The organism is Trichormus sp. NMC-1 (genome assembly GCF_001858025.1).
GTDB lineage: Bacteria > Cyanobacteriota > Cyanobacteriia > Cyanobacteriales > Nostocaceae > Anabaena.
The window spans coordinates 395624-421479 of record NZ_LZQD01000005.1 but is presented as its reverse complement, the minus strand read 5'-3'; the positions used below and the strand labels follow the sequence as shown (position 1 = coordinate 421479).

25 protein-coding genes and 2 pseudogenes are annotated in these 25856 nt (G+C 41.1%); 14 read left to right on the top strand and 13 right to left on the bottom strand.

What is annotated here, in order from left to right:
• Positions 1–130: 130 nt before the first annotated feature.
• On the top strand, positions 131–1117 hold the full coding sequence (locus tag A9Y75_RS18180; RefSeq protein ID WP_071190928.1) for a GntR family transcriptional regulator: 987 nt from the start codon (positions 131–133) through the stop codon (positions 1115–1117).
• A 226-nt stretch (positions 1118–1343) separates the two neighbouring features.
• Here A9Y75_RS18180 and A9Y75_RS18170 read toward each other — a convergent pair whose 3' ends face one another.
• From A9Y75_RS18170 to tig, 4 genes are all read right to left on the bottom strand, one after another.
• Entirely contained in the window at positions 1344–2252 is a 909-nt protein-coding gene (locus A9Y75_RS18170) for an alpha/beta hydrolase (RefSeq protein WP_071190926.1), read from the bottom strand.
• Between the two features lie 83 nt (positions 2253–2335).
• Positions 2336–3676 carry an ATP-dependent protease ATP-binding subunit ClpX gene (gene clpX, locus A9Y75_RS18165; RefSeq protein ID WP_071190925.1) on the bottom strand — a complete coding sequence of 447 codons (1341 nt, stop codon included), beginning with the start codon at positions 3674–3676 and terminating at the stop codon, positions 2336–2338.
• A 9-nt stretch (positions 3677–3685) separates the two neighbouring features.
• A complete protein-coding gene (gene clpP / locus A9Y75_RS18160; protein WP_071190924.1) occupies positions 3686–4384 on the bottom strand; it encodes an ATP-dependent Clp endopeptidase proteolytic subunit ClpP in 699 nt (232 codons plus the stop codon).
• A gap of 247 nt (positions 4385–4631) precedes the next feature.
• Positions 4632–6047: a trigger factor gene (gene tig / locus A9Y75_RS18155; RefSeq protein ID WP_071190923.1), complete on the bottom strand. Its 1416-nt coding sequence runs from the start codon at positions 6045–6047 to the stop codon at positions 4632–4634.
• A 1179-nt stretch (positions 6048–7226) separates the two neighbouring features.
• Here tig and A9Y75_RS18145 point away from each other — a divergent pair.
• The 6 genes from A9Y75_RS18145 to A9Y75_RS18120 all read left to right on the top strand — a co-directional run bounded on the left by A9Y75_RS18145 (position 7227) and on the right by A9Y75_RS18120 (position 12993).
• Positions 7227–8258 carry an aspartate-semialdehyde dehydrogenase gene (locus tag A9Y75_RS18145; protein ID WP_071190921.1) on the top strand — a complete coding sequence of 344 codons (1032 nt, stop codon included), beginning with the start codon at positions 7227–7229 and terminating at the stop codon, positions 8256–8258.
• 165 nt (positions 8259–8423) lie between these two features.
• Complete coding sequence (gene dapA / locus A9Y75_RS18140; protein ID WP_071190920.1) at positions 8424–9308, top strand: 4-hydroxy-tetrahydrodipicolinate synthase; 885 nt, start codon at positions 8424–8426, stop codon at positions 9306–9308.
• A 300-nt stretch (positions 9309–9608) separates the two neighbouring features.
• Entirely contained in the window at positions 9609–11375 is a 1767-nt protein-coding gene (locus A9Y75_RS18135) for a ribonuclease J (RefSeq protein ID WP_071190919.1), read from the top strand.
• A gap of 171 nt (positions 11376–11546) precedes the next feature.
• Positions 11547–11762 carry a hypothetical protein gene (locus A9Y75_RS18130; protein WP_071190918.1) on the top strand — a complete coding sequence of 72 codons (216 nt, stop codon included), beginning with the start codon at positions 11547–11549 and terminating at the stop codon, positions 11760–11762.
• A gap of 36 nt (positions 11763–11798) precedes the next feature.
• Positions 11799–12131, top strand: coding sequence for a type II toxin-antitoxin system VapC family toxin (locus A9Y75_RS18125; RefSeq protein ID WP_236721453.1), 333 nt, complete (start codon positions 11799–11801; stop codon positions 12129–12131).
• Between the two features lie 484 nt (positions 12132–12615).
• The gene (locus A9Y75_RS18120; RefSeq protein ID WP_071190917.1) at positions 12616–12993 is read left to right on the top strand and encodes a Mo-dependent nitrogenase C-terminal domain-containing protein; all 378 of its coding nucleotides are present in this window, start codon (positions 12616–12618) and stop codon (positions 12991–12993) included.
• A 92-nt stretch (positions 12994–13085) separates the two neighbouring features.
• Here A9Y75_RS18120 and A9Y75_RS28665 read toward each other — a convergent pair whose 3' ends face one another.
• Together A9Y75_RS28665 and A9Y75_RS18115 are read right to left on the bottom strand one after the other, a co-directional pair.
• Complete coding sequence (locus A9Y75_RS28665; protein ID WP_177176228.1) at positions 13086–13223, bottom strand: hypothetical protein; 138 nt, start codon at positions 13221–13223, stop codon at positions 13086–13088.
• A gap of 38 nt (positions 13224–13261) precedes the next feature.
• Positions 13262–15112, bottom strand: coding sequence for a caspase family protein (locus tag A9Y75_RS18115; RefSeq protein ID WP_071190916.1), 1851 nt, complete (start codon positions 15110–15112; stop codon positions 13262–13264).
• A 277-nt stretch (positions 15113–15389) separates the two neighbouring features.
• Between A9Y75_RS18115 and A9Y75_RS18105 the strand changes: the two genes are divergently transcribed.
• The 3 genes and pseudogenes from A9Y75_RS18105 to A9Y75_RS28660 all read left to right on the top strand — a co-directional run.
• On the top strand, positions 15390–15905 hold the full coding sequence (locus A9Y75_RS18105) for a hypothetical protein (protein WP_071190914.1): 516 nt from the start codon (positions 15390–15392) through the stop codon (positions 15903–15905).
• A gap of 327 nt (positions 15906–16232) precedes the next feature.
• Positions 16233–16406, top strand: a complete 174-nt coding sequence (rpmF, locus tag A9Y75_RS18100) for a 50S ribosomal protein L32 (RefSeq protein WP_071190913.1) — start codon at positions 16233–16235, stop codon at positions 16404–16406.
• 127 nt (positions 16407–16533) lie between these two features.
• Positions 16534–16617 (top strand): annotated as a pseudogene (locus A9Y75_RS28660) (sulfite oxidase-like oxidoreductase); the annotation flags it as partial.
• A 122-nt stretch (positions 16618–16739) separates the two neighbouring features.
• Here A9Y75_RS28660 and A9Y75_RS18095 read toward each other — a convergent pair.
• The 5 genes from A9Y75_RS18095 to A9Y75_RS18075 all read right to left on the bottom strand — a co-directional run bounded on the left by A9Y75_RS18095 (position 16740) and on the right by A9Y75_RS18075 (position 22596).
• A complete protein-coding gene (locus A9Y75_RS18095) occupies positions 16740–18125 on the bottom strand; it encodes an aldehyde dehydrogenase (RefSeq protein WP_071190912.1) in 1386 nt (461 codons plus the stop codon).
• Between the two features lie 215 nt (positions 18126–18340).
• Positions 18341–19456 carry a hybrid sensor histidine kinase/response regulator gene (locus A9Y75_RS18090; RefSeq protein WP_071190911.1) on the bottom strand — a complete coding sequence of 372 codons (1116 nt, stop codon included), beginning with the start codon at positions 19454–19456 and terminating at the stop codon, positions 18341–18343.
• Positions 19457–19868: 412 nt separating this feature from the next.
• Complete coding sequence (locus tag A9Y75_RS18085) at positions 19869–20495, bottom strand: hypothetical protein (protein WP_071190910.1); 627 nt, start codon at positions 20493–20495, stop codon at positions 19869–19871.
• Positions 20496–20498: 3 nt separating this feature from the next.
• The gene (ureC, locus tag A9Y75_RS18080) at positions 20499–22226 is read right to left on the bottom strand and encodes an urease subunit alpha (protein ID WP_071190909.1); all 1728 of its coding nucleotides are present in this window, start codon (positions 22224–22226) and stop codon (positions 20499–20501) included.
• A gap of 64 nt (positions 22227–22290) precedes the next feature.
• Positions 22291–22596, bottom strand: coding sequence for an urease subunit beta (locus A9Y75_RS18075; protein WP_071190964.1), 306 nt, complete (start codon positions 22594–22596; stop codon positions 22291–22293).
• Between the two features lie 410 nt (positions 22597–23006).
• Between A9Y75_RS18075 and A9Y75_RS18070 the strand changes: the two genes are divergently transcribed.
• The 4 genes and pseudogenes from A9Y75_RS18070 (at position 23007) to A9Y75_RS18060 (ending at position 24574) form a co-directional block, all read left to right on the top strand.
• Positions 23007–23189, top strand: coding sequence for a CsbD family protein (locus tag A9Y75_RS18070; protein ID WP_071190908.1), 183 nt, complete (start codon positions 23007–23009; stop codon positions 23187–23189).
• Between the two features lie 263 nt (positions 23190–23452).
• Positions 23453–23620: pseudogene (locus tag A9Y75_RS29765) on the top strand (CsbD family protein); the annotation flags it as partial.
• Positions 23603–23797 carry a CsbD family protein gene (locus A9Y75_RS29760; RefSeq protein ID WP_236721455.1) on the top strand — a complete coding sequence of 65 codons (195 nt, stop codon included), beginning with the start codon at positions 23603–23605 and terminating at the stop codon, positions 23795–23797. The pseudogene A9Y75_RS29765 and the gene A9Y75_RS29760, both read left to right, overlap by 18 nt.
• A 138-nt stretch (positions 23798–23935) precedes the next feature.
• Positions 23936–24574, top strand: coding sequence for a hypothetical protein (locus A9Y75_RS18060; RefSeq protein ID WP_071190906.1), 639 nt, complete (start codon positions 23936–23938; stop codon positions 24572–24574).
• Between the two features lie 47 nt (positions 24575–24621).
• On the opposite strand, the gene A9Y75_RS18055 is transcribed toward A9Y75_RS18060, so the two are convergent.
• Positions 24622–24924 carry an urease subunit gamma gene (locus A9Y75_RS18055; protein ID WP_071190905.1) on the bottom strand — a complete coding sequence of 101 codons (303 nt, stop codon included), beginning with the start codon at positions 24922–24924 and terminating at the stop codon, positions 24622–24624.
• Positions 24925–24946: 22 nt separating this feature from the next.
• Positions 24947–25786, bottom strand: coding sequence for an urease accessory protein UreD (locus A9Y75_RS18050; protein WP_071190904.1), 840 nt, complete (start codon positions 25784–25786; stop codon positions 24947–24949).
• Between the last annotated feature and the right edge of the window lie 70 nt (positions 25787–25856).

The following is a 25856-nucleotide window of genomic DNA, read 5'->3' as shown; positions in this document are numbered from 1 at the left end:
TCAAGGTTTTTACAAAACTACACATACATTGGTTTGATTGTGCCGACTCACTTAATGTATCAATAATATATTTAACGGGTAGCATACACAGATGATCAAGAGCAGCTACCAGTAATCAGGAGAATTGGTGATGATTCAATTCCGTATTCAGCCAGATAGTGAAATTCCGGCATCTAACCAACTGTTTAATCAAATCCGATTTGCGATCGCTTCTGGGCAATATCCACCTGCATATAAATTGCCCAGCACTAGGGCATTAGCAATGCAAACCGGATTACATCGCAATACGATTAGCAAGGTTTATCGGCAGTTGGAGGAAGAAGGATTTGTTGAAAGTCTGGCAGGTTCAGGAATATATGTCCGAACCCAAGGTCATGAGGGCGGAAGTAGGTCAAAGTCACCTATTCTTAAGCAATATCCCGAAGCATACAAAGTAGTCCAACAAGCCTTGGATGAATTGCTCAATCAAGGTTGCTCTCTGAATGAAGCACGAGAACTATGTTTAGCAGAAGTAGACTGGCGCTTGCGTTGTAGTGCTAGAGTGCTGGTAGTAGTACCATCTCAAGACATTGGTGCTGGGGAATTAATGGTGGATGAATTACAAGAAGCCTTAAAAATCCCAGTCCAGTTGGTAGCAATGGAAGAATTATCGGCGGTATTAGACCAAACTACCTCGGCCACATTAGTCACCAGTCGATATTTTATCGGAGAAGTAGAAGCGATCGCAGCACCAAAAGCTGTGCGTGTCATTCCCCTAGATATTCACGACTATGCGAAGGAACTTAATGTAGTTAAAAGTCTTCCCAAAGCTAGTTGTATAGGCATCGTCAGCCTTAGTCCTGGTATTCTCAGAGCTACAGAGATCATCCTGCACGGTTTACGGGGAGATGAATTATTGGTGATGACTTCCCAACCAAAAGATGCTTATAAACTACAAGCAATCATCAAACGGGCGGAAATAACTTTTTGTACCGATCAAACCAGCTATTTAGCAGTACAAGCAGGAGTGCAAATAGTTCTAGACGATCTCATTCGTCCACCCAAACTGATTCGCTGTGAAAACTACATTGGTTCTCTGTCAATTAATTTGCTTAAACGAGAACTTGGTTTGGTTTAAGTTCGGGGACTTGGGGAAGAAGAGGACGCGGTGACGCGGTGATGGGGAGATGGGGAGATGGGGAGATACGGGTAGGGGAAGACGCGGAGACAGTGGGACGCGGAGACGCGGAGAGTTTGTTTGATCAGCAATTAAGTAGAGTAAAACCCTCTTTCTCCCTGCCCCCTGCCCCCTGCCCCCTGCCTATTTATTCCCTGTTCCCTGTTCCCTGTTCCCTGTTTACGAATTACGAATTATTTTGACTAATTTGTAAAAACTCTCGCACTCGCTGCAAGTAGGTTTCTGGGTCTTCCAGCATGGGGAAATGGGCTGTATTCGGAATCAAAGCCAATTCAACTTTCTCACTTAGTGCTGCCGCTTTCCGTCCCAATTCAGCCGGAATAATGATGTCATATTCCCCAGCTACCAGCAGCGTTGGTACTGTTAATTTGGCAAATTCTTGGGGCATTATTTCTGCTTGTTGTTTATTAACAGAAGTAAAAATTGTCCCTAAAGCTGCATCATAATCAGCATCAATGAAATCTTGTAAAAAAGCCTGACGTTCAAATTTAGGAATGGGACTATGCAAAAATCTCGCCATAAATATTTTGTCAGCCAAGGGTATTTTCCCTAACCACTTGGGACGGAATTTAACTACTAATCCACCGAATTTATAAAAGGCAGCAAAGGCTTTTTCGTCATATTCAAAAATGCCGCTACAAGTTAAAATCGCTTTTTCCACTCTTTGGGGGTAGCGGTTGAGAAACAAAGTCGCAACGGAAGCACCCATTGAATGAGCATTAATATAAACGCGCTGAAGTTGCAAATCATCTAACAAAGCAGCTAAATCTTCAGCGTATTCTTCTAATTCATAACTTAACTCAGCAATGGCCTCAGCTTTTTCCTCAGTTGACTGTGACTCAACCACAGACTCCCCAGCTTGGACAATGGTAGGTTTACCATGAGAACGTCCAAACCCCCGCATATCATAGAGTAAACAATCAAATTCTGCTAATAAAGCCTCAGCCGTACTTCGCCAATACCTAGACGAACCAGCCCAACCATGAATGAAAACCATCACTGGCTTTACCAAATCCGATGGCTTTTTCATCCACTCGTAGTAATGCTCAACCCCGCGAACCCTGATATAAGGCATTAGTCATTAGTCCTTTGTCATTAGTCCTTCGTCATTAGTCATTGTGCCTTTACTGATGACTAATAACTAGTGACTAATGACTATTATGCTGATTCTGGTTTAGGTAGTGAAGAAGGATGCACTAGCAGTTCAGCAGTAGAACGCTTCTCAACCATTTCCTTGGTGACAGTGCAGCGAGTTACATCCTTACGAGATGGTAACTCATACATAACATCCAGCATCAATTCTTCCACAATACCCCGTAAAGCCCGCGCCCCAGTTTTGCGACGGTAGGCTTCTTGAGCGATCGCTCGCAAGGCTTCTGGTTTAAAATCTAACTGGACATTATCCATTTTCAGCAATTTTTGGTACTGCTTCACCAAAGCGCTGCGTGGTTGGGTGAGAATTGCCATTAGCGCCTCTTCATCCAGGGGATCTACCACCGCTACCATTGGCATCCGCCCTATGAATTCGGGAATCATCCCAAATTTTACCAAGTCATCTGGTTGGAGATGGCGTAGAGTATCTGCTGCCCGTTTTTCCTTACTTTGGCCTTCTCCCGGTTGGACAAAGCCCATTGACTTTTTACCCACTCTCTGATCTACGACTTTTTCCAAGCCCACAAAGGCACCGCCGCAGATAAAGAGAATGTTACTAGTATCAATCTGGATACAGTCTTGATAAGGGTGCTTACGTCCGCCTTGGGGGGGAACGTTGGCAATTGTTCCCTCCAACATTTTCAGCAAAGCTTGCTGTACGCCTTCTCCAGAAACATCCCTTGTAATCGATGTATTTTCACTCTTGCGGGCGATTTTATCAATTTCGTCGATGTAGATAATTCCCCGCTGTGCTTCCTCTACATCTAAATCTGCCACTTGCAACAGTCGCAACAAGATATTTTCCACATCTTCCCCCACATACCCTGCTTCTGTCAGAGTTGTGGCATCAGCAACAGCAAAGGGAACATCAAGGATTTTTGCCAGAGTTTGGGCTAAGAGAGTTTTGCCGCAACCGGTGGGTCCCATTAACAAAATATTGGACTTTTGTAGTTCTATGGCATCATCTACCCCACCTTTTCCATTCGCTTTAGACTGAACAATAGCCAAGCGTTTATAGTGATTGTAAACTGCCACTGACAGAACTTTTTTGGCCTCATCTTGACCAATAACGTGTTCGTCTAGATATTTTTTAATCTCTCTGGGTTTGGGTATTTGGTTAAATGAGAGATTGGCAGAACGGGTACGGCGTTTTTGAGGTGGTTCTGACCGTGGTGCTGGTTGGGAAGCGGCAGCATTCGTATCAAGTAACTCCTCATCTAGGATTTCATTACACAAGTCTACGCATTCATCGCAGATGTAGACTCCCGGCCCCGCGATTAATTTACGCACCTGCTCTTGAGACTTGCCACAAAATGAACATTTTAAATGGGAGTCGTACTTAGACATACCAGCCTCTTATTTCAGAATGGTGACGTTTTCCCCTGCTGTGGGAAGATTTTGTCGGGAAATGACCTGATCGATCAAACCGTAATTCTTCGCCTCTTCTGCCGACATGAAAAAGTCGCGTTCTGTATCTGCTTCGATTCTTTCTAAGGGTTGACCAGTATGCTTGGCCATTAACTGGTTCAAGTTACCCTTAATGTAAAGAATTTCTCGCGCTTGAATTTCAATGTCAATGGCTTGTCCTTGAGCGCCACCAAGGGGTTGGTGAATCATAATCCGAGAGTCAGGTAAAGACATCCGCTTTCCAGGAGTTCCAGATGTCAATAGAAAGGCCCCCATGCTCGCGGCTAGTCCAAAACAGATGGTTACAACATCGGGACGTATTTGCTGTATTGTATCATAGATTGCCATCCCTGCGTAGACGGAACCACCAGGAGAATTAATGTAAAGTTGAATATCCTTTTCTGAGTCTTCAGCATCTAAGAATAGCAATTGGGCAACTATTGAGTTGGCTACAGCATCATCTATTGGTGTTCCCAAAAAAATAATCCGCTCTCGCAGTAGGCGGGAGTAGATATCAAAAGCCCTTTCTCCCACACCTGATTGTTCTACCACCATCGGGACGATGTTGCTAGGACTGCTCAAGTTGCAACTAATGCCGATGGGACTCAAGCTGCTAATTGGGTAATTTCCCGACTGCGATACAAGCATACAAGAATATTTAACAATAAGTGGGACAGATTTTGCAGCCGTTATGGCTGATTTTTTCACAGATTGAATTTTGATTTGAGCTATGTGTTAACCATTATGCCTTATATAAATATAAATTCTTGCCGTTGAAGTTAGTCTTGGATGCTGAGTGTGAAGTCAGGAGGCAGGAAGTAGGAGACGCAAAGGCAGAAGGCAGAAGGTAATTATTTCTCCCTATCTCCCTCGTCTTCCCATCTCCCCATCTTCCTTACTCAGGACTTGTAGTTGGTTCTTCGGTAGCAGCTTCAGGACTTTGATCTGCTGATTCTGCTGCTGGTTCCTCTGTCGCACTTAAAGAACCGTAAGGTACTAGTTCCACACTGGAGTTGGCTAAAAGCCAATCAATGATTTTTTCGTTTAACAGTTCGTTCTCTACCACTGATTGTAGTCTGACCGGATCTACATCTTCGTCAGGATACTGTTCTATCAGTTCTTTGACTCTAGCTTGAACTTCTGGAGGTGTCACTTGGATAGATTCGCGTTTGCCGATTTCTTGGATGGCTAGGGAACGTTTTAGGCGTTCAATTGCCTCTGGCTGCGATCGCTCCCGCAATTGGGGAATAATATCTTGGGTAAACAGCTTTTTCACATCTAGCCCCTGCTGTGACAGTTTCATTGCTGTCTGTGTCAACATGGCATCGACTTCTTGTTCAATTAAGGTCGCTGGTAAATCAACTTCTACGTTTTTGATCAGTACTTCTAACAAGGCTTCTTGCTGATTTGCCTTAGTTTTATCTTCAGCCTCTTTTTGATAGCGCGTTTCTAAAGATGCCCGCAATTGTTCCAATGTCTCAAATTCACTCACTTCTTGAGCAAAATCGTCATTCAATTCCGGTAGTTCTTTTTCCTTAATTTCTTTGAGTGTCACTGTGAACAGTGCGGGTTTACCAGCTAACTCTTTGTTAGCATAAGGATCTGGAAACTGCGCCGCAATTTCTCTAGTTTCTCCAGGGTTCATTCCTACCATCCCGGAGACAAAACCTGGGATAAACTTATCTTCTTGTAACTCGACTTGAAAATCAGTCGCTTCTCCACCGGGAATTGGTGTGGGTTCTGTTGATTCGTCTTCACCTTCAGCTTTGGTGATTACACCTTTAAAATCAACTACGGCGATATCCCCAATTTGGGCGGCTCGTCCTTCCACAGGAATCAAGGTGGCCATTTCTTGGCGTTCCTTGTCTAGTAACTCATCCACCCTTGTGGGATCGTACTTGATTTCCTCGGCTTTGGCTTGCAAACCTGTGTACTGCGTCAAATTGATTTCTGGTTCTATATCAACCGCAGCTGAAATCACCAAGGGTTGCCCAGGTTCATAATTATTAATCAAATCATCAAAGGATGAGCGTAAACGCGGTTGACCAATGGCCTGGATGGCTTCTTGTTTGACTGCTTCTTCAATACCATCTGGAATTAATTCTTCCAGGGCTGCTGCTTTAATACGAGTTACGCCTAGGCGCTGTAATAATATCTGCCGGGGTACTTTGCCTTTGCGAAACCCAGGAATATTGACACTTTTACTTAAGTTTTTAACAACCTGTTCGTATTTTTGTTTGGTAATTTCCGGTGTAATCTCTATTTCCAGCCCTATTTGGCTGGCGGGAAGTTTTTCCTGGGTGACTTTCATGCGTTGTCTCTAATTTTCTGGTGTTTTCATCTCTGAGTACATACCAAGACGCGTATGGTTCGCGTTACTAACTTGCTGTCTCAGGGGATAGGATATGCCTTGTAGACATGATCTCATCCAAGGTCGGGACGGTTGCCCTCTAGCAGATATCCAGTTTACTGCCAATGGCAAAAGACTTAACACTTTACTGCAATATCTTTACCGATAGCATTTTTACCTCAAATTCATAAGTCTTGAGCAGTTATTCAGTGTTTGGGACTCAAAAACCTGCTAAATTCTCGGCTGTTTGGGTTTTTTACAAGCAACTGGGCCTTGGTAGTGGTGATCAGATTGCTCATACCATGATATCCTTTCAACATAGTAACTCTCAGTCTAGGGTTCTACCATTGGTTCTCACAGCTTTCTGCAAAAAGAGTGCTAATATTATCTTGCTAAGTAGGTGGGCAGAATAGAACCAAACTGTGTAAAGAAAAGTAAATAAGGCTAAACCCCTTTTCTCCCTGCCCCCTGCCTTATCCCAACGACAATTTTTAACGCCAACCTACTTACATAGATATTTTCTAATGTCCTGATTCTGAATCTATCGTCAAAGCAAGTATATTTCAGACTATCGGCAACCTAACTTTACAGGTAACAGGCTTTTTTACCTGATAGGTCAGGGATATAGAAAATACCTCAATGCCAATATTTCAATTTTTCTCTGAAAGTACAGTTTGTTATATGATAATATGTGATTAAAATTCGTGAGTGAAATTTAATTCACTAAATTATTGTAAAATTGCATATCGCTTAAGTATAAAAAATATAAAGGGTTGAAATTTTGAATAAATTTAGAAAAAAGATGGTGCTGAATTGAAGTATAAATAAGTATAAGGCGCTCGCTCTTTCCTAGGATTTCGGGAGGCATAGGCAATCGAACTAAGCGCGAACAGCCAAAGTTGAGATGATTAGATTTTTGAATTTCATATAGCAGATTGCAGATCAATGAGGTACAGAATCAAAATTGAAACCTAGACAGCAAGCCAGTTTTACTCCTGAATTCTGCTGTATTTTGATTCAGCGTCGCTGAAAAAAAGCTCTCAAAACTATTTAAACGTATTTAATGTCTGATTTGCCCATTATAAATATTGTGATTTGTGCCAAAAAATTGTTCATAACCTCTTAAAGGAGGAGTTGAGTTTGTCTAAATCCTATCGTGTAGCTATTTTGGGAGCGACTGGTGCTGTCGGCACAGAGTTGCTGGAACTACTAGAAAGCCGAAATTTTCCGATTGCTAATTTAAAATTGTTAGCATCTGAGCGCAGTGTCGGCAAAACACTCAAATTTAAAGGGGAAAATATACCGGTTGAGCCTGTGACTGAACAGGCTTTTGAAAACGTGGATATAGTGCTGGCTAGTGCGGGCGGCGGAACATCCAAAACCTGGGCTGGGGTAGCAGTAGCAAAAGGCGCAGTAGTGATAGATAACTCCAGTGCTTTCCGTATGCACCCAGAAGTTCCCTTGGTCGTACCAGAGGTAAATCCCCAAGCAGCAGCTAGTCACAAAGGCATTATTGCCAATCCCAACTGCACAACAATTTTAATGACGTTAGCAGTATGGCCATTGCATAAAATTAAACCAGTAAAACGGATTGTCGCGGCTACCTATCAATCGGCTAGTGGCGCTGGTGCTAAAGCAATGGAAGAAGTCCTAACCCAAACCAGCGACATATTACAAGGGAAACAGCCAGTAGCTGAAGTACTACCTTACCCGTTGGCTTTTAATTTATTTCCTCATAATTCCCCATTAACCGATTTAGGGTATTGTGAAGAAGAACTGAAAATGGTCAACGAAACCCGCAAAATATTTGGTAGTCAAGAAATCAGAATAACTGCAACTTGTGTACGGGTTCCCGTACTCCGCGCTCATTCAGAAGCAATTAATCTAGAATTCGAGACACCTTTTAATCCAGATGAGGCTAGAGCAATTTTAAGTCAAGCCCCTGGTGTAAAATTGGTAGAAGATTGGCAAGCAAATCATTTTCCCATGCCAATAGAAGCTAGTGGGCGAGACGAAGTTTTAGTGGGGAGAATTCGTCAAGATATTTCTCATCATTGTGGCTTGGAACTATGGCTGTGTGGTGACCAAATTCGCAAAGGCGCAGGATTAAATGCAGTGCAAATTGCCGAATTATTAATAGAGAAAAATCTACTCCAATCGACTACAGCGTAGTTTGGTAATTGGTAATTGGTAATTGGTAATTGTGTAATCTTCCTTTCTTCTACCTCGTCACCAATAACCAATGACTAATAACTAATAACTAATGACTAATGACTAATGACTAATGACTAATGACTAATAATTAATGATTAACGACTAATCAGGAGTACAAAGAGGGTGGGAGATTTTGGTACGATTGTAACTGCTATGATTACGCCGTTTAAAGCAGACGGCAACGTTGACTATGATGTAGCAGCAAAATTAGCAGCGCATCTAGTTAATAACGGTACAGATACATTAGTTGTATGTGGGACAACGGGAGAATCTCCTACCTTAAGTTGGGACGAGGAATACCAGTTGTTTGTTGAGGTATTGCAGGCCGTAGCTGGGAAAGCTAAAGTAATTGCTGGCTGTGGTTCTAACTCAACAACCGAAGCGATCGCAGCAACCGAAAAAGCAGCTAGAATAGGAGTACATGGTTCTTTACAAGTTGTCCCCTATTACAACAAACCGCCGCAAGCGGGATTGTATCAACACTTCCAGGCAATAGCAAAAGCCTGTCCCGACTTACCAATGTTGTTATATAACATCCCTGGTCGTACAGGTCAAAACCTGAGTCCAGAAACAGTTGTACGTCTAGCAGAAATTGACAACATTGTGGGAATTAAAGAAGCCAGCGGCAACTTAGACCAGTCTAGTGAAATTCGCCGCTTGACACCCAAAGAATTTCTGATTTACGCTGGAGATGATTCTTTAACCTTGCCTATGTTAGCTATAGGTGCTAAGGGTGTAGTAAGTGTAGCTTCTCATCTGGTAGGTAATCAACTACAACAGATGATTCAGGCTTTTAATGTCGGTAAAATTCAAATTGCCACTGAGATTCATCTACAACTGTTCCCCTTGTTTAAAGCTTTATTTTTAACTACAAATCCTATCCTAGTTAAGCAAGCACTAAAACTTCAAGGTTGGGAGGTTGGTTCCATGCGTCTGCCCCTATGTGAAGGTGACGCAGAAATCTGTCAAAAGTTAGAGGCTGTGCTGAAAGAACTTAGTTTAATCTAAGCGCCAATATGTTGGATACTGGCAAACTCCGATTGCCCAAAATACATATAAATAATTGGCAATAATTGTTACCAAGGTGCGATTTAAACATTTGTGCTACAACTGAAAGATATAAAAATCCTGTTCTCCGAGATACTCCGCGAACAGTAAAAATTTCATTTTATTCAATAAAAAATTGGATATCGGAATTAAAACTTGGCTGTTTTTACACTGACTACACTATATAAAATCAGTGTTGTATTTCATACAAGAAAGCTAACTATCAACTGATTCACAACCAACAACAATCTCAAGGAGAAAATGGTTAAGAACGAAATTGAATCAGCCCTCAAAATTATTCCTTTGGGTGGCTTGCACGAAATCGGTAAAAATACCTGTGTATTCGAGTACGAAGATGAAATAATCCTGTTAGATGCAGGATTGGCTTTTCCCACCAACGGAATGCATGGCGTTAACATCGTATTACCAGATACAACTTACCTACGAGAAAATCGCCACAAAATTAAAGGCATGGTCGTGACTCATGGTCATGAAGACCATATCGGGGGGATTGCATTTCACCTCAAGCAATTTGATATCCCGGTGATTTATGGCCCCAGACTAGCAATGGCAATGCTAGAGGGTAAATTGGAAGAAGCAGGGGTACGCGATCGCACAGAATTAAGAACAGTCCTTCCCCGCGATGTAGTCCGAATTGGCAAAGCCTTTTTTGTCGAATATATCCGCAATACCCACTCCATCGCTGATAGCTTCACAGTTGCCCTGCATACTCCCCTGGGTGTAGTCATCCACACAGGAGATTTTAAAATTGACCACACCCCAGTCGATGGGGAAAAATTTGACTTGCAACGTCTAGCAGAACATGGCGAGAAAGGCGTACTTTGTTTATTAAGTGATTCCACTAACTCAGAAGTACCAGGTTTTACACCTTCAGAACGTTCTGTTTATCCTAATCTGGATCGAGTCTTCTCTCAAGCGACTGGAAGACTATTTGTCACCACCTTTGCTTCCAGCGTGCATCGCATCAACATGATTTTGGATTTAGCAAAGAAACACAATCGTGTAGTGACAGTTGTCGGGCGTTCGATGCTGAATTTGATTGCCCATGCCCGGAATTTAGGTTATATCAAGTGCGAAGATAATTTGCTGCAACCGCTGCACATGGTTCGCAGTATGCCAGATGAGAATGTGCTGGTTTTGACCACTGGTTCTCAGGGTGAAACGATGTCAGCCATGACCCGAATTGCTAACAAACAACACCCCCACATCAAAATTCGCACAGGAGATACAGTCGTATTCTCCGCTAACCCAATTCCTGGGAATACAATTGCGGTGGTGAACACCATCGATAAATTGATGATACAGGGAGCAAAAGTGGTCTATGGACGGGATAAAGGCATTCACGTTTCGGGACACGGTTGCCAAGAAGACCAAAAGCTGATGATTGCTTTAACTCGACCCAAGTTCTTTGTGCCTTTCCACGGCGAACATCGGATGTTGGTGAAGCACGCGGAAACGGCTCAAAGTATGGGCATCCCATCTGAAAATATGATTATTATTGAGAATGGGGATGTGATAGAACTGACGGAGCAATCTATCCGTGTTGCGGGTAAAGTGCAATCAGGGATTGAACTTGTGGATACTACTAGTTCTGGTATGGTCAGCGCTAAAGTCTTGCAAGAACGGCAAAGTATGGCTTCAGAAGGTATTGTTACTGTTGCTGCTGCCATTGATTGGACTGGTAAACTGTTGGCAAAACCTGAAATTCACCTCCGGGGTGTGGTGACAAGTATAGAGCGATCGCTCCTACTAAAGTGGGTACAACAGCGAATTGAAGAAATTCTCAGTGTCCGTTGGTCGGAATTTGCAGCCGGAGGTGAACCAGCCGATATCGATTGGGGTGGTTTACAAGGAACTTTAGAAAAAGAATTGGCACGTTCCATGCGTCGAGAATTGCAATGTCAACCTTCTGTGACTTTGTTGATGCAAATCCCTGAGGAACCACCTGTGAAGGTTGCTGATGGTAGAAGGCGGCGGACTCGGCCAACGGCGCAAGTAGCTTCATAAGAGTTAGCTCACGCAATCGATCTTAGCGATCCCGAAGGGTAGACGCAAAGGGGCAAAGGTGTTTTTCAGCATCTTTGCTTTTTTGTGTTGAGGCTCAGAGAATTACTTTTTTTTCAAGATGTGAAAAGCTAAGATCAATAAAGATCAAGATTACATAGCAAGTAAATAGTTATGCTACCTATTAACAAAAAAATTGTTACTGATGCCGCAATGCAACCAGTGGCTGTTTTAATTGATTATCAAGACTGGCAGAAAATTGAACAAATATTAAATGTCTATCAATTACAACAACAAGCAAATAGTGATTTAAACAAGTACGCGGGTATTATTAAATTAACTCAAGACTCTTTAGAATATCAACAACAAATTAGGGATGAATGGAGTTGACGCAGCCTTTAATATTGTTAGATACAAATAAATATATTGCTGTATTTTTTGGGTGGTAGGTTAGTAAACCCATTAGCATCCGGGCAATATTTTGTTTCAGTGATTACTGAAATCGAATTGCTATCTTATCCTAGCCTGAGTTCAGTTGAAGAAACACAAATAATTGATTTTTTAAATAAAATTACAGTTGTTGGTATTGATAATAATATTAAAAATTTAACGATTTCACTTCGCAAACAATACAAACTTAGACTTCCTGATGCAGTAATTGTAGCAACTGCAAAATCTCTCAACGCCACATTATTTACAAATGATCTAAAACTGGCCAACTTAATAGAAATTAATACTCAATCAGTGGAAATTGTGTAATGAAATATGATAGGTAGTTCAGCCAATGAATCCAGAGGTAAATTAGAAGTAGATCCGTAAACCGGGAATGTAACCCAGTGCTAAACCCAGGTAAGTTAGCCCTAACACGCCATAAATGGTAAATTGCAGCACAATCAACCGTTAAACTTAACTATTTGCAGCATTTATACTTATTCAAACTACTAATGATTATTAGATATAATAAGACTTGTAAATGTTACACTAAAACCTGTCCAAAGGTAGAGGTCTTCATTAGAATTTAAACTGTGTGAAGTTATGGAAAAGTTCCAAGGAATACAGTACCACTTCCGGGAAAATTAGGCTTAACTTGACTTAGTAATACATCGGTTCTGACATTAAGTGCCTACTCACACTTTTTATATAATTTTCGTCAGAATAGTTTTTGTTCAGGAAAGGCAATTGTCTTAATTGTATATATATTCATCGGTAAGGTGAATACCCTCATTAAAAGAGAGGCGTGATCATGAAGGTATTTAATAATACCACTAAAAAGATTTTTCTAGTCAGTTGGGTATCGCTCCATCAAGCAGAGACGAGTACAGCTGATGCTACCCAATTACAAAGTTCACATTCTAAGTTTAATTGGGATTTTCTGGGACCGTTACGTCAGTGGTTGGATAACCTCAAAGTGAGCGATCGCTTGTTTGCTCATCGGTTGTGTAAATTCATTCCCGCTCAATGTCCTTTTGAGCGTGATGTCAAAGTATTTGGTAAAACCATGTTTCACATTCCGCCAATGTGCAAACTAAACCCTTTGTATGAAGAAGTAGTAGGTTTAAGGTTTAGAGCGATGTGCTATTTAGCTGATGAGTGCGGCGAAGATATTTCACAGTACTGCTAATGGAGTGCTGAGTGCTGAGTATCGAGTGTTGAGTACCGAGTATTGAGTACCGAGTCCAGAGTTGATTACAGTTACTGTCAACTCTGGACTTTTTAATTAATGACCAATGACCGATGGAGAGACACGGGGACGCGGAGACACGGGGAGATGGGGAGAGCGGGAGAGCGGGAGACGCAGGGATTGGGTATTGGTTTTTCTCCAATGACCAATGACCAATGACCAATGACCAATGACTAATGACTAATGACCAATGACTAATGACTAATAACTAATTCTTTTTAGCTTGCCATTTTTGAAGAGCATCCTGAGCGTCTTCGTAAGCGACTGTCACCTCTGGGACTAAAGCAGCTGTTTCAATAGCGGTGCTGAAATTACCTTGAGCGGCGCGATTTTTAGCCAAATCTAAAATCTTTTCACTCCATTGATTAATAGATTTTTGGGCAATGTCAAAGCCTGGTTCTCCAGGTGGTACTTTTTTGGCAACTTCAATGGCGCGATTGTAGCTAGAAGCTTGTCCGGGTCGAATTAAAGCATTAGCCGCATCTAACACAGTTTTGTTACTTACATACTGCTTGGCTTCTAGCCGCCATTTTTCCATTGCCGCTTGTGCTTGGGGATAAAGAGGCTCAGAAGTAGTAATTAACTTAGAAATAGCGATCGCTTCACCATATTGTCTTTTTTGAGCGCGTTCTGTGGCTAAATCTAAAATCATCTGACTCCAAACCTGAATATTATCCTGAGCTTGTTGATAAAGCGGTTCACCGGGTAGAATTTTTCTAGCCGTGGCGATCGCTTGACTCAAATCAGCAGTTTTAGTTTCGCTGAGGGACATTTTCGCTAATTCAAAAATTGCTTGTTCACGCTTTTTGGGGTCAGGAGTCGAAGCAATGGGGGCGCTGACTGGTTGTGTTGGTTCAATTGTTTGGGAAACTGTGGGATTACTAACGGCTGTTGATAACTGTTTAAACCGAAAACTAGCCTGATTGCGGAGAAGAAAAGTAGCCATTAAACCTACTATGATCATGCTGCCTCCACCCCATAAGATAAATTGCTTCCAAATGGGGGTGTTGGCCTGAAATGAAGGACTGGCGTAGTCTTTAGCAGCGGAGGGGATAAACCTGCCTGCTGTATTTAATTCTGGAGAAGTTGCCAGCATTTGATGACTATCAACCAGCGGATTGGCGACTGTTCCATCTGCATTTGTCGGCTTTTCAACCGCTGGGGAAGTTTTGTTGAGTGTAGTTTCTACGGTTTTGCTTTCTGCCCACCAAGCTTTGTCTGAGGTAGAATTTTGAGCGTCTTTATTTCCCAGGGGAGGTGCGGCACGAGTTACAGCAAAGTTTTCTTCAGGAAAAATAATTTGCTCTGCTTCCGAGTCGCTGTCTAACGTCAAGGTGGGCAAAATGACTTGCGGTTTAGAAGGAATAAAAGTGGCAGGGTTTTGGATCGGTCGCCAGTGATGTTGACATAGTTCTGGGGTGAAAGAACTCAAATAGCTGTTTAAATCTGCCAAGCTGCTGCCCTTTCCAGAACGTAAAGCTTGCAATAAGGCGGCTGTAAAGAATCCGTGACCTAGTTCGCTACTTTCGTGAGAAAATTCCTCTGGTTGGCAAGAAAGAATAGTTGCTAATTGTAATTCTTGGGCTAGTTCGATGATTTCTTGACCAACAGGAGCATCGGCTTGAGTACCAAAGGCGCGGTTGATGTCTAATATGAGTAAGACATTGAGTCCGGTAACTTGTAGCCCTTGCATTAGCGATCGCACTTCTATGCCTGTATCCCGAACAAGTTCCGCATTGCCTTCTACCGGCATTAAGTAATCTTTATCGTTGTGGTTAACTCCATAGCCGCTGAAAAAGAACCATAGCTGATCCTCTGGTTGCCAAGATGTGGCGGCTAATTCCTCCAGCAAAAACAGAATATTTTCCTTAGTTGGGTAGGAGGCTCGCTCCCCTATCGGTGGCGAAGTAGTTGTCATCAGCAGGGAGTTTTCAGGCAAAAAACCTGTTTCTGTTACCAAAAAATCCTTTAACGCCTCAGCATCTGCTTGAGCGCAACTTAAAGGTTGGAATAATTGATATTGATTGATACCAATAGCGATCGCCCAGTAATTTACCATCCCGCTCTTTGTCGGTTATTTATTGTTTGCCTAAAATTGCGGTTGGCCTTGCTCAAATAACAAAGCTAACCTATGAACAAAGGTGTGGTGTGTAGGGAATTCCCACAAAAAAATTTAGTTAGGAAGTTTCAACCTTTAACAGCGAGCAAAATATATTTTCTGCCTACTGTCCTTCTTGCTAATCACCGGATAAAATGTAATCTTTATGACGTTAATAAAGCGGAAAATACTTTTACTCAATTAAAACGAAAGGTCATTATTCAGGAGACAGGAGTTAATGATTAGGATTTACACTCAAGAACCATCATCAATCATCCCCTTTTCATTTATTGGCCAATTTGGCAGGAAAATCCGGATAATTCAAGGGGGAATGTGGCTGTTACTATCGGTTCCTCTGTGGTTTGCCATGTCCGCGATCGCACCCCAAAATGTGCAAGCTTACACAGCCAGAGTTGACTTAGGCATTGAAAGTCTAAAGGATGAAAACTACGAAACCGTTCTGAGAAGAGCAGAAATGGTTGCTAGGGCTGCGGCTCAACGCAGCTTTGACCAAGATATATTAGTTACAGATGTTTCTATAATTGTCACAGTCCAAAGTCATGGATTGATCGCCCCAGTTTTAACTTTAGATGTCAGTCGCGTGGAATGGAAACAGCGCCCTGATCCCCAACGTTGGGTAACTTACTTCAAAACTGCGCGATCGCTACTCTTATTTAAAACACAGACTCCACTCCCTGATCCTGCACCTGATGTACCTGCCACAGTTAACCAACCTACGCCCAAAACACCATAAGCAGATCATTAACTGTATTCGACTTAGAGGATGTTTTAAAAGTTTTTAATGTATAAATAAACCCCTCTCCAAACCTCTCCCCGAGGCGGGGAGAGGCTTTGAAACCCCCATTCCAGTAACAAAAGTTTTTCCTTTTCCCTCTCCTTGTAGGAGAGGGTTAGGGAGAGGTAGGGAAGGGGGGCTGGGGGGTTAGGTTCTTGGAAATTATTGGTTTCATCTAATACTTTTCAAACAACCTCTTAGCCGAAATTTGCAGCATCTACCATTGCTGATGTCAATTGATGGCTTAGAATAAAAAGGTTGTCAAGAATCACGATATCCGCTATCATGGCTGTTCCAAAGAAGAAAACATCCAAATCCAAACGAGACAAACGCCGCGCTACCTGGACACACAAGGCTGTTGTTGAAGCTCAAAAAGCGCTCTCTCTCGGTAAATCAATTTTGTCTGGACGTTCTCGATTCGTTTATCCAACGGCTGAAGAACCAGAAGAAGAGTCATAATTTCTTCATCAGGAACAGCACAAATAGCACAGCAAGAACAAGCGCTTTTTCTGGGCTTTCCTGATGAAATCAACTACAAACCGCTAAACGCCCCGCGTTATGGCGGATGTTTCCAGGAGGTAATTTGATGAAATTTTTTCAGAAACCAGGTCTAGAAGAAAGTGAACGGGTTCCTCCTGGCCAACATCTAGCTCAAGGCTTCCCAGTCTTAATATCATGTCCGGTTAAAGACTTATCATTAGGGCTGACACGGAGGCGCGGAGACACGGATATTAATTTGTAGCTTTAATCTAAGTGATTTGATATTACAACTTTGGCTTTTAGCAAAAATGGCTAAATCCCCAGAATTCGCTTCAGTAGCCATAATTTGTTTTTATAGGGAATGTATCGCCAATTTAAATCCAGCCAAAATGAGTTTTTCAAAACACTTTTGTGATGGGAAAAAGTATCAAAACTAGCTTTACCGTGATAACTACCAATACCACTATCACCTACACCACCAAATGGTAAAGATGAAATCCCAAATTGCATAACTGTATCGTTGATACATACGCCACCAGATAAAGTTTCTTGTAAAACTCGTTTTTGCAGGTCTTTATTTTGGGAAAACAAGTATAAAGCTAAGGGTTTTGGTCGAGAGTTAATTAAATCTATCGCTTCAGCAATATCTGTATATGCAATTATCGGCAGAATGGGGCCAAATATTTCCTCCTGCATAACTGAATCTTCTAAAGAAATATTATCAATTATTGTGGGAGCAATATAATTTTGTTCAGGGTTAGTTTCTCCACCAATGACAATTTCACCATCTTTGAGAAAATTGGCCAATCTTGCAAATTGTTTTTGGCTAATAATTCTGGCATAATCAGGACTGGTTTCTGGATTATCACCATAAAATTCTTTGAGGCATTTTTGCAGACCATTTAGCAAATCTTGTTTGATTTTTTGGTCTACTAATAGATAATCAGGAGCAATACAAGTTTGTCCAGCGTTAATAAATTTGCCCCAAATAATGCGTTTGATAGTATGTTCAATATTAATTTCTGTATCGACGATACAAGGACTTTTCCCACCTAATTCTAAGGTGACTGGGGTAAGATTCTTAGCCGCTGCTGCCATGACGATTTTCCCGACGGCTGTACCACCAGTAAAGAAGATGTGATCAAATTTTTCTTCTAGTAACTGTTGGCTGATTTCTACACCTCCTTCTATTACAGAAATATAATTTTTTTCAAAGTATTTACCAATGATTTCCGCTAAAAGCTGTGAAGTATGGGGAGCAATTTCTGAAGGTTTGATAATTGCACAATTCCCGGCGGCAATTGCACCGACTAAAGGTGAGATAATTAACTGAAAGGGATAGTTCCAAGCTCCGATAATTAAAACTACTCCTAGAGGTTCTGGATGAATTTTAGCTGAGTAAGGAAAGAATTCTAAGGGAACTTCTGCTTTTTTAGGTTTAGTCCAATCAGTGATATTTTTGATCGCATAGTCAATTTCTTTGATTGCACCAATTTCTGAGGTATAAGTCTCAAATTCTGGCTTATGCAAATCTGCTTTTAATGCTTGGATGATTGCTGGTTGATTTTCAATAATTGCTTGTTTGAGAATTTTGAGTTGTGCAATCCGAAAAGCAACGTTTTTAGTTGCACCTGTTTTGAAAAAATCCCTTTGTAGGTTGAGAATTTCGGTAATTTTGGATATTTCAGTAGCGACCATTTTTTTATCTTGTAACTAATTTGAATTTGGATTTTTGAATTGTTTACTCCCTTCTAGAAGAATACCGATTAAATGAAATGCTTTAATGAACCGCGTTCACGTATCCCTGACGGGAGGCGTTAGCCATAGTGTCCCGTAGGGAAAGACGCGAAGTACGCGTAGCAAAGGAAGAAGGAAGAAGGAGGAAGATAAGTAGTCTTACTCTGAGGGGGTAATCAAGATTTTATAGGTAAATGAACAATGAAAATACTACCTTGACCTAATTCAGATGTTACATGAATAAAACCTTGATGTGCTTCTACAATACGACGCGCTAAGTATAGTCCTAATCCACTACCAGAACGGTTGTGATTCCCTTGACGAAATCTTTCAAATAAGGTGGGTTGTTCTTCTGGAGGAATACCATAACCTGTATCAGCTACTTCAATAATATTTATAAATTGGTCATTTTTTTCTAGTTGATGTTCACAGTTGAGGCGGATGGTAACTGAACCGGAATCTGTAAATTTGATCGCGTTACCTATCAGGTTTGTAAATAGGCGATGTAGTTCTAAGCGATCGCCCATGAAGGTTTTTGCGGTTGAGTTATCAGGGAATTCCAGATTTATAGCTAGTGCTTTTTCTGCGGCTAAAGGGGCTAATTCTCCAGCGATTTCTTTAAGTAACTGGCTGAGATTAACTGGTTGAAATGTGAGAGTTTTGCGCCCTGCTTCAAAGCGATAAACTTCTAATAAAGTATTAACCATAGTTAGGAGGTTGATGTTACTACGTGCCATGATAGTCATGACTTCCTGCATTGGCGGTGATAACTCTCCTAAAGCACCTTGCTGTAATAGGCTTAACATCCGATCTGCGGCTACTAAGGGAGTGCGTAAGTCATGGGTGAGACGGGAAACGAAATCTTGGCGCTGGAGGGCAATTTCATCACGTTCATCTATACTATGTTTGAGTCGTAAAAGCGATCGCACTCTGGCCAATAATTCATCGACTGTTACGGGTTTGCGGATAAAGTCATCAGCACCTAAATCCAATCCTTGGGCGACGTTAGGAGTATCATGGGCAGTAATTAGTAATATGGGAATATATTGCTGCAAATTCATTTCGCTACGAATACATCTAGTTACTTCATAGCCATCCATTCCTGGCATCATTAAATCCAGTAACACCAAATCACAGGGAGATGCTTGCAGTTGTGCCATTGCTTGGGCACCATTTTCAGCAGTACTAATTATATAGCCTTCGGTTTCTAAGATGGTTTTGACAAGAAAGATGTTATCGGGTGAGTCGTCTACAACTAGTATTTTGCCGGTGCGAGGAGATTTTGAACTCATAGATTTTGAAAGGTAGAGGCAAAAAGTCAACTTTTCTTAGGTTAGCTGAATCTGTAACCATCTATGAGTAATTCGCTTCAGCAATAGAGTTTTTGTCAGAGTCTAATGTCCCTTCAGTATCACATATATTTTTAATACAACTCATTTGTCTTTGGTAAGGGGGTTGAGAGGCGTTTTCAGTAAAACCCAATCGATATAAAGCACAAGTATCTGCGTTTTCAGGAGGTGTCCTATATTTTGGCTATTTTTATCCTTCAACAGCCATTTTAAAATTTTTTATCTTTTTATCTGTTTAAGTTTCAACAGAAATATCATGTAAGAGTTGCTGAAATTTATCTGTAGAAAGAATCTCTTTTTTATGAAATGTTATTAAGGCAGATGATTTATTTTCGACTGCATCAATAACAACATTTCAATTTTGTGGTAATAATTGCTCAAATTCCGAAAGTGAAGGAATAGAAATTGCTCTTTTATGCAGTGTTTTCAATACAGATAAATCATTGATATTATTCACCGCATCAATTATAGATGTTGGTAATTCACCAAATCTTGTTTCTAAGACTTCAATCACGCTATCTTGACTTGTTTGAAGAACTCCTAACTGACGACCTTCTTCAAGACCTTCTTCAATTCCTTCTTGTTTGGCTAATCTTTCAATACTGGTTACATAGCGCATTTTTCTTGCCTCTTCGTAACTTCTGATTTCTGTTTTAAAATTAATTGCCAAGTTTTCAGGTAAAACCATTATCCAGTCAATAAACCGGAATAACTGTCTGATATCTTGCCTACTTAAACCACTTTCTAAGAGCATTCTCACTAAACTTAATTTCCACTGTAATCTATTTTCAGGATTACGTTTAGTTGCTTTACTCTTTAAATGTGCCATCACAACGATAGCAAAAGGATTCTTGCTAGTTTCTAGACTTGACCAGGATGGTTCATAATAAGCTAAGGGAAAGAAAAACTCTAAAAACTTGTCAAAATAAAGTTCTATAATTTCTTTCCAAGGACTATCGTAATCGGTAGATTGTTCAGTCATAAACTAAAACAAGAAATACCTTTGTGCCATTGGCAAAACTGTTGCAGGTTCACAAGTTAGTAATTCACCATCTGCACGAACTTCGTAGGTTTCAGGATTTACTTCAATATGAGGTAAAGCATCATTTAACTTCATATCCTGCTTAGTTAATTGACGTGTTCCCGAAACTGAAACTGCTAATTTTTTCAATCCTAACATTTGGGGAATTTCTCTTTCTAAACTTGCTTGAGAAACAAATGTTAATGATGTGGCATTCCTCGCACCTGCAAAACTACCAAACATGGGGCGCATATGTACAGGCTGCGGTGTGGGAATACTAGCATTAGCATCACCCATTTGTGACCAAGCAATCATGCCTCCTTTAATCACAATTTCCGGTTTCACGCCAAAAAACGCCGGTTTCCACAAACACAAATCGGCTAATTTTCCCGCTTCTACTGACCCCACATATTCAGCAATCCCATGTGTAATCGCCGGATTAATGGTATATTTAGCAACATATCTTTTTGCGCGAAAATTGTCTGACCTCTCCCCCAACCCCTCTCCTACCAGGAGAGGGTAGAGTGTTCCGCGTTGTACCTTCATTTTGTGTGCTGTCTGCCAAGTCCGAATTATCACTTCACCAACACGACCCATCGCTTGGGAATCGGAAGCAATCATACTAAACGCGCCTAAGTCGTGCAGAATATCTTCAGCAGCGATAGTTTCTCGACGAATGCGGGACTCAGCAAACGAGACATCTTCAGGAATTGCGGGATCAAGGTGATGACATACCATTAACATATCCAGGTGTTCATCTAGAGTGTTGACGGTGTAAGGACGGGTGGGGTTGGTGGAAGATGGTAAAACGTTGGTTTGTCCGCACACCTTGATGATATCCGGTGCGTGTCCTCCCCCTGCGCCTTCGGTATGGTAGGTGTGAATAGCACGATGTTTAAAAGCCGCAATAGTATCTTCGACAAATCCGGCTTCGTTTAATGTATCGGTGTGAATTGCTACTTGAACATCATATTCATCTGCGACGGTTAAACAAGTATCAATTGTGGCAGGGGTAGTTCCCCAGTCTTCATGCAATTTTAAACCGATGACACCTGCTTCAACTTGTTCTACTAATCCTTGGGGTTGACTTGTATTGCCTTTTCCTAAAAATCCCAAGTTGACAGGAAAAGCATCAGCTGCTTGCAGCATTCGGTAGATATTCCAGGGGCCGGGAGTGCAGGTGGTGGCGTTTGTACCTGTTGCGGGGCCTGTTCCTCCACCTATCATTGTGGTAATACCTGATGCGATCGCTACTTCAATCTGTTGGGGACATATAAAATGGATGTGGGTATCTATTCCCCCCGCTGTGAGAATCATTCCTTCTCCGGCTAAAGCTTCGGTTCCGGGGCCAATAATAATATCTATGTTGTCTTGAATATAGGGATTTCCGGCTTTACCAATTTTAAATATTTTCCCATCTTTAATGCCAATATCGGCTTTGACAATTCCCCACCAATCGAGAATCAAAGCATTAGTAATTACTAAATCTACAGCACCATCATGATTAGAAATGGGGGATTGTCCCATTCCGTCTCTGATGACTTTTCCTCCACCAAATTTTACTTCGTCGCCGTAGGTTGTGAAGTCTTGTTCGACTTCGATAAATAATTCTGTGTCAGCTAGTCTGATTTTGTCTCCTACTGTTGGTCCGTAGGTTTCGGCGTAGGCTTGACGGTTCATTTTGTAGGGCATATTTTATCCTTTTTTTTAACGCAGAGGAACGCTGAGGTTAGCGCGGAGGTTCGCTGAGGGTTTTTTAGAGGTTGCCGTTGATTTTGTTGTTGAAGCCGTAAATTTGGCGTTTACCAACGAGGGGGATTAATGTTATTTCTTTTTCGTCTCCTGGTTCAAATCTCACGGCTGTGCCGGCGGGGATATCTAATCGCATTCCTCGCGCTTTTTCTCTATCAAAATGTAGGGCGGCGTTAACTTCGTAAAAGTGAAAATGTGAACCTATTTGAATTGGGCGATCTCCTGTATTTGCTATTATTAATTTTGTGGTTTGATGACCTGCATTTAATTCTATTTCACCTGTTGGTGTGATTATTTCTCCGGGAATCATAATTTGGTTTTCCTGATTTACAGCTTTTCTCAGAATTATACAAATGGTTTGAAAGCTTGAGGACATAGTTCTACAATATCTTGATATTTAGAACTCGCCGATGTGTTTGCAGCATTTATACTTCCTCATATATTATACAATCTTGCTGCATACCAGCTTAATTATGTCTTTAGGTATAAAAATAAACTGATTATTGGTGTTAAGTTATAAAAAAGATTACACCAATCAGAAACAGAGTAATTTGTCAAGTCACCTAATGAAAATCGTCTGCACCGTATAATTGCTGCGATGTTGGAAGCTCTCAAGCAGAGTTTTGTGTTAGAGATGAAGCTTGGTAATATTCTCATTGTTCATAATGGTAATGTGATTTTTAATTCATTTGAGTCTAGACAATCGATACGGAGAGAATTATGAGCTTAGAAAAACGGGTTGAAGCAACTGCCAAAAATATTGAAGGCAAAGTTCAAGAAGCTTTAGGCAATGTTACGGGAGATACCCAAACTCAAGCTGAAGGTCAGGCAAAACAGGTCGAAGCCAGCACTATTCACGTTGTTGAAAATGTGAAAGATCAAGTCAAAAAAATTATTGATTAAGAGTATCATTTTTCTGGAAAGTATAAATAGCTATCATACTATCTATACTTTCTAGTTTTGCACTTTTAGTTAATAGTCAAATCAATGCCTTAAAAATAAAAGTTTGGGAATTTAGAATGATTTTATTTCAACAAGCCCGGAAATTATTGCTCACTATTAGCCTAGTTTTATTAGTCTCAACTTCTATAGGATTGGGTTTAGCTTCTGGAGCTAGTTGGGCGGCAACTTCACTCACTGATATAACCGATAAACCCTATATTCAAATAGCAATGATGGATAGAGGAAAGGCAGTCTCTAAGAATATTGATGGCAAAGCTCAAGAAGCATTTGGTAATGTTACAGGCGACCCAAAAGACCAAGTTGTTGGTAAAGCTAAACAAGCCGAAAGCCAAGTTCGTAACACTATAGAAGATGTGAAAAGCAATGTTCGTTTATCAGGAAGAGCAAAGGCAGTCTCTAAGAATATTGATGGCAAAACTCAAGCAGCAGCCGGCAATATTACAGGTGATCTGAAAGACCTGGCTGCTGGCAAAGCTAAACAAGCTGAAAGCCAAGTTCGTAACACCGTAGAAGATGTGAAAGCCCAGGTTCAAAACCTCTTCAATTAAGAAATATCAAACATCGGGTTTACATCAAAATAGCGAAATTCAAAAGCCGTTCAGTCATTGCTAAATTTGATTGAACAGAGGTAGATTTTTTAAATTTGTTTGTGTCCTAATTCCACTAATGATTTCTGGTAGCAACATATGACTAATCTCAATAATCCTAATCCTAATAACCGTGACGATAATGTCAGGAATGATAAATCTGGGTCTTACGATCATGGTTACTCTGATGGTCGTGTCTCTGGAACAAACCTTAAGAACGAAGCCCTAGAAGCACGCGATCAAAATAATACCGCTAGTGGCCTAATAATTGGTATGGGTATTACCGCTTTGCTGGGAATGGGTGGACTTGCTTACTACTTTTGGGGGCGGCCAACTACCAACTCAGTAATTATTGTACCTACTCCTGCTGCCTCTCAACAGCCGGCTAAACAGACAACAATCATCGAAAAGACGAATACTATTGAGCGTGTTCCCGTACCAGTAACTGTTCCTACTCCTGCTCAACAAAGAGCGCCTAATGTCAACGTTAAAGTTGATGTTCCCCAGCCACAAGCACCTAAACAAGAGAAGACAGATGTTAAGGTGATTGCCCCTAATAATCCACAGCCTGCTCCCGCTCAACAGAACACGACGATTAACGTAGCTCCTGCTGAATCATCCACCAAGACTCCAACATCGACCTCTACCCCAGATAAGTCGAGTTCCAACACGCAGACATCTCCTAATACGCCCAAAGCTAATTCAGATACTGGTACTACAACGAATTCAAACCCATAGCAAAAAAAGTCTTTATCTTCTCTTTTTCCTATCTTAATGGTTTTTCATTAACGAATAGGATTATGTACAGTAACTAACTTTGTCCCATCAGGAAAAGTGGCTTCTACCTGCACATCATGAATCATTTCTGGTACACCTTCCATGACATCATTACGAGTTAATAAAGTTGTGCCATAACTCATCAAATCTGCTACAGTTTGACCATCTCTTGCACCTTCCAAAATAGCAGCAGAAATAAAAGCAACGGCTTCGGGATGATTCAATTTCAAACCTCTATTTTTGCGTCTTTCTGCTACTAAAGCAGCAGTAAAAATTAATAACTTATCTTTTTCCTGGGGTGTAAGCTTCATTATCCTTTCTTTTGTGGTTAGTTTAAATTTGCCATACTCTGGGAATACAATTACCACGATTTAACAAAGATACTCGTAATATTTGCCAAATATTTGTAAACCAATTTCTGACTTCTGATGTAGAATTACCACGATATCGACACAAAAATCCATGTGGTAAGCGAGTTACTCCAGCCCCAGAGTTGTGAATGATTAAAGAACGGGCTTTGTCAATGATTTCTCCGGGAATTGGACTTCCTACCCAAACTAGAGTACCGACAACGGGGTTTCCCGCTAACCCGTGGGGACTGTGAAATACTTCTTTGCTACCGGGTATGATTTGTCTATCAATCCACAACGGAATACTATTTTGCCAGATTTCGGTGTGCGATCGCATTTCTCCTTCTAAAAACTTTTCTCCCCTCGCACTCCTTCCCAACCGTGTAATTTCCCAGCCGATAAAGCTAGAATTGGTATCTAAATTTACTTTTAAATCTTGGCGATAAACAGCACCGTTGAATAAAATAGTCTCTTGAGGTAAATATTCTAAACAAGCATTAGCATCAATTTGGATATTTACCCTTTGTCTTGCGGGTAAGCCGTTACTGCGATATACCTTACCAGCAGCGGCTGTGGTGATTAATGTTTGGGAATTTTTTTCGAGGTGAATTTCGGAGGATAAGCGATCGCCCCCCACAATGCCGCCAGCGGTGTGTAAAATGACGCTATGGCAAACTTCCTGTCCTTCTGGGTAAAAGGGGCGTTGTACCTTGAAAGGGGCTTGATGGTGGTTGTAAATTAACTGGGTAGAATCTTGGCGATTAGCATAAACTAAATTAAGTTTGCCATGCCAATTTTTATCTATTGGACTGTTAACAATCATTGATAAATGGATAAAATTTGTCTGATTTTAACTTTATTATTGATAATATAAATATTATTACATCTATTAG